This is a genomic window from uncultured Caballeronia sp. (genome assembly GCF_964243625.1).
Classification (GTDB): domain Bacteria; phylum Pseudomonadota; class Gammaproteobacteria; order Burkholderiales; family Burkholderiaceae; genus Caballeronia.
Map to the genome: position 1 here is coordinate 1 of NZ_CAXTGZ010000478.1, position 4,683 is coordinate 4,683.

4 protein-coding genes and 1 pseudogene are annotated in these 4,683 nt (G+C 58.0%); all 5 read left to right on the forward strand.

Features of this window, described 5'->3' with window-relative positions; genetic code table 11:
- Positions 1-182: 182 nt before the first annotated feature.
- Entirely contained in the window at positions 183-380 is a 198-nt protein-coding gene (gene rpmI / locus ACFFAR_RS25115) for a 50S ribosomal protein L35 (protein WP_031359004.1), read from the forward strand.
- Positions 381-409: 29 nt separating this feature from the next.
- Entirely contained in the window at positions 410-769 is a 360-nt protein-coding gene (gene rplT / locus ACFFAR_RS25120) for a 50S ribosomal protein L20 (RefSeq protein WP_007585475.1), read from the forward strand.
- Between the two features lie 180 nt (positions 770-949).
- Positions 950-1,963: a phenylalanine--tRNA ligase subunit alpha gene (pheS, locus tag ACFFAR_RS25125; RefSeq protein ID WP_062170089.1), complete on the forward strand. Its 1,014-nt coding sequence runs from the start codon at positions 950-952 to the stop codon at positions 1,961-1,963.
- Positions 1,964-2,037: 74 nt separating this feature from the next.
- On the forward strand, positions 2,038-4,470 hold the full coding sequence (gene pheT, locus ACFFAR_RS25130) for a phenylalanine--tRNA ligase subunit beta (RefSeq protein WP_375508653.1): 2,433 nt from the start codon (positions 2,038-2,040) through the stop codon (positions 4,468-4,470).
- Positions 4,471-4,517: 47 nt separating this feature from the next.
- Positions 4,518-4,683 (forward strand): annotated as a pseudogene (locus tag ACFFAR_RS25135) (integration host factor subunit alpha); the annotation flags it as partial.

A 4,683-nucleotide genomic window follows, 5' to 3' on the forward strand; every position in this document is an offset into this window, starting at 1 on the left:
AAGGTCTGCGCGGCACCGAATGAGCAAGTTTCAGGGCGTTGCCGGATAATGGCGGCGCTCATGAAAAAGCGGTGGCTGTCAAAAGCCTGCCGCTCATAAGTGGTATGTGGGTTTCGAAGGGCGGGTCAGGATCGATTGGATCGACCGCACACCCATATCCATCTAATAAACTGGAGTAGTTCATGCCGAAGATGAAGACCAAGAAGAGTGCTGCAAAGCGCTTCGTGGTGCGTCCGGGCGGTACCATCAAGCGTGGTCAAGCCTTCAAGCGTCACATTCTTACCAAGAAGACCACCAAGGTAAAACGCCATCTGCGCGGCTCCACGGAAGTTCATGCATCTGACATGAATTCTGTGCGCGCAATGTTGCCGTTCGCTTAACCCTTAACTGACACTCACAGGAGCGCACTATGCCTAGAGTCAAACGTGGGGTTACCGCACGGGCCCGTCACAAGAAGATCATCAAGCTGGCCAAGGGTTACCGCGGTCGTCGCAATAACGTCTATCGCATCGCCAAGCAGGCGGTCATGCGCGCAGGGCAATATGCCTATCGCGATCGCCGCAACAAGAAGCGTGTGTTCCGTGCTTTGTGGATCACGCGTATCAACGCTGCGGTGCGTCAGCATGACATGACGTACAGCGTGTTCATCAATGGCCTGAAGAAGGCTTCGATCGAACTCGACCGCAAGGTGCTGGCCGACATGGCTGTGTTCGACAAGGCTGCTTTTGCTGCGATCGTCAAGCAGGTAAAAGCCGCCGTTGCAGCCTGATCGAGCTTATTGGCGAGATTGGTACTGCGTGGTTCGTTGGAGCGTTGTCCGGCTGTGATCAAGGACAGTGGTTCAACAGAAAACGGGGCTCGACAAGAGCCCCGTTTTTGTTGGTGAAGCCGGGTTGAAAAGTGGCCCGGGAACGATCAGAAGAATTTTGACGATGAAATGATGGGATCAATGGATCTGGACCAGATTGTCGCCGACGCGCGAAATGCCTTCGAACACGCCGCAGACGCGGTCACGCTCGAAAATGAAAAGGCCCGCTTTCTCGGCAAGTCCGGGGTACTCACGGATCTGCTGAAGGGCTTGGGCAAGCTCGATCCCGATACCCGAAAGACCGAGGGTGCGCGCATCAATGCGGTCAAGCAGCAAGTGGAAGCAGCGCTGAACGCGCGCCGTCAGGCGCTGGCGGACGTGTTGCTGAACCAGCGGCTTGCATCGGAATCGATCGATGTCACGTTGCCCGGCCGTGGGCCTGGCGCCGGAAGCCTGCATCCGGTCATGCGCACGTGGGAACGCGTTGAGCAGATTTTCAGCACGATTGGTTTCGATGTGGCCGACGGCCCGGAAATCGAGACGGACTGGTACAACTTCACTGCGTTGAACAGCCCGGAAAATCATCCGGCGCGTTCGATGCAGGATACGTTTTATATCGACGGGAAAGATGCCGACGGGCGGCAACTGCTGCTGCGCACGCATACGAGTCCAATGCAGGTGCGCTACGCGCGCATGAACAAGCCGCCGATCAAGGTGATCGTGCCGGGCCGGACGTATCGTGTGGATAGCGACGCCACGCATTCGCCCATGTTCAACCAGGTCGAAGGCCTGTGGATTGAAGAGAACATCAGCTTTGCCGACCTGAAAGGCGTGTACTCGGACTTCCTGAAGAAATTCTTTGAGCGCGATGACATTCTCGTGCGCTTCCGGCCGTCGTATTTCCCGTTCACCGAGCCGTCCGCCGAGATCGACATGATGTTCGAGCATGGCAAGAACGCAGGTAAATGGCTGGAGATCTCCGGCTCGGGCCAGGTGCATCCCAACGTGATCCGCAACATGGGACTCGATCCGGAACGGTATATCGGCTTTGCGTTCGGCAGCGGTCTCGAACGCCTGACCATGCTGCGCTACGGCGTGCAGGATCTGCGCCTTTTCTTCGAAAACGATCTGCGTTTCCTTGAGCAATTTGCCTGAGAAATCTGTCTTGGAGCATGTTGCAACAGGCCGTCGTCCAGACGCAGACACACCTCATTTCGAACTAGACACACATGCAATTCCCGGAATCCTGGCTTAGAACTTTCGTCGATCCGAAGCTGTCGACCGACGAACTCTCGCACGCGCTCACCATGGCGGGTCTCGAAGTTGAGGGGCTCGCGCCGGTCGCGCCGCCGACTACGAAGATCGTTGTCGGGCAAGTGCTGGAAGTGGCGAAGCACCCCAATGCTGACAAGCTCAATGTTTGTCAGGTCGATGCCGGTACAGGCGAGACCCTGACCATTGTTTGCGGCGCGCCGAATGTGGCGCCGGGCATCAAGGTGCCCGTTGCCCTGGTCGGCGCGGAATTGCCGCCGGCTGAAGCCGGTGGTGCGCCTTTCGCGATCAAGCTGTCCAAGTTGCGTGGCGTGGAAAGCCAGGGCATGCTGTGCTCGGCGCGTGAACTGAAATTGTCGGAAGATCATAGCGGCTTGATGATCCTGTCCGCCGAGACGCCAATTGGCGAGGACATCCGCAAGACGCTGAATCTCGATGACACCGTCTTCGAAATCAAGCTCACGCCGAACAAGGCTGATTGTTTGTCGGTGTTTGGTGTGGCGCGCGAAACTGCTGCGATCACGGGTGCGCCACTGCACGCGCTTGATATCAAGCCGGTGACGGCGACCCTCGATGAAATCCTCCCGGTCAAAGTGTCGGCGCCGGACCTGTGCGGGCGTTTCTCCGGCCGCGTGATCCGCGGTGTAAACGCGCACGCTAAAACGCCGGCCTGGATGATTGAACGCCTCGAACGCTCGGGACAGCGCAGCATTTCCGCGCTCGTCGATATCTCCAATTACGTCATGTTCGAACTCGGCCGTCCGTCGCATGTGTTCGACCTGGACAAGATCCACGGCGGAATCGAAGTGCGCTGGGGCAAGAAGGGCGAGACGCTCAAACTGCTCAACGGCAACACGGTTGAACTGGATGAGTCCGTCGGCGTGATCTCGGATGCCCAGCAAGTCGAAAGCCTCGCCGGAATCATGGGCGGTGACAGCACGGCCGTGTCGCTCGATACCACGAACATCTATCTGGAAGCCGCGTTCTGGTGGCCGGACAGCATTCGCGGCCGCGCGCGCAAGTACAACTTTTCGACGGATGCGGCGCATCGGTTCGAACGCGGCGTGGATTTTTCAACCACGGTTGAACATATCGAACGTATTACGCGCCTGATTCTCGATATCTGCGGCGGCAACGCCGGTCCAGTCGATGACCAGACGCTCGACGTGCCCAAACGTGAGCCGGTGAACATGCGTGTCACGCGCGCGAACCGGATTATCGGCGTGAAGATCAGTGCTGAAGAGATCGCGCAAATCTTCACGCGGCTCGGCCTGGAATTCACGCACGACGGCGATGTCTTTGCGGTGACGCCGCCGCCGTATCGATTCGATATCGAGATTGAAGAAGACCTGATTGAAGAAGTCGCGCGCATTTACGGTTTCGAGAAGATTCCGGCGCGTCCGCCTGTTGCGATTAGCGAAATGCGGCCGACGAACGAGACCAAGCGGTCCATTCACGTGCTGCGTCATGCTGTGGCCGCGCGCGATTATGCGGAAACGGTGAACTTCAGTTTCGTAGATGCCGAATGGGAAGCCGATTTCGCCGGAAATGCGAGCCCGGTGAAATTGCTCAATCCGATTGCAAGCCAGCTCTCGGTGATGCGGACCACGCTGTTCGGCAGCCTGATCAGTGTCTTGCGCTACAACCTGAACCGTCGCGCGGACCGGATTCGTGTGTTCGAAGCCGGCCGCGTTTTCCTGCACGACCCGTCGATCAAGGCTGGCGAGCTGGCGGTTGAAGGATTCGCTCAACCGAAGATGATCGGTGGCCTGGCTTACGGCCCGGCGCTCGAAGAACAATGGGGCGCGCCGTCGCGCGCCGTTGATTTCTTCGATGTTAAAGGCGACGTCGAGGCCTTGTTTGCGCCGGTAACGCCGCGTTTCGTGAAGGCGGAACATCCGGCGCTGCATCCGGGGCGCAGTGCCCGCATCGAGATCGACGGCCGCGCGGTGGGCTGGGTCGGCGACCTGCATCCGCGCTGGATGCAAAAGTACGACTTGCCGCACGCGCCGGTGTTGTTCGAAATTGAAGCTGAAGCATTGATGCAGCGTGCGCTGCCGGTGCCCGCCGACGTAACAAAATTTCCGCCGGTCCGCCGTGATATCGCGGTTGTCGTTGACCAGAAAGTGGAGGTTCAGGCGCTCCTCGACGAGCTCGAAAGCGCTCGTTCGGAGCCCGCCTGCAAGTACATCACGAAGCTTGCTTTATTCGATGAATTCCGTCCAAAATCAAGCACTTCCGGTGGGTTGGGTGAGCATGAGAAAAGCCTTGCCTTCCGTGTAACGTTGCAAGATACTGGCGGGACGCTTCAGGACGAAACGGTCGATACGGCCATCAAAACATTGGTGGAACGCTTGACTCGAGTACATGGCGCGCGATTGCGCGGATAGCCAGTAGCTGGCCCCCTCCGTCTTCATCGTCACGCCATTTTTTCGATATGAACCAAATGAACTCGAGTGATTTCGAAGCCCTTCTTTCGGCGCAACGCAGCGCCATGATCCGAGATGTTCCCACTTCGAACGGTGCGGCAACGGCAGAAACGCCTACGCTGACAAAAGCCGAATTGGCCGAAATGCTATTTGACCATGTCGGGTTGAATAAGC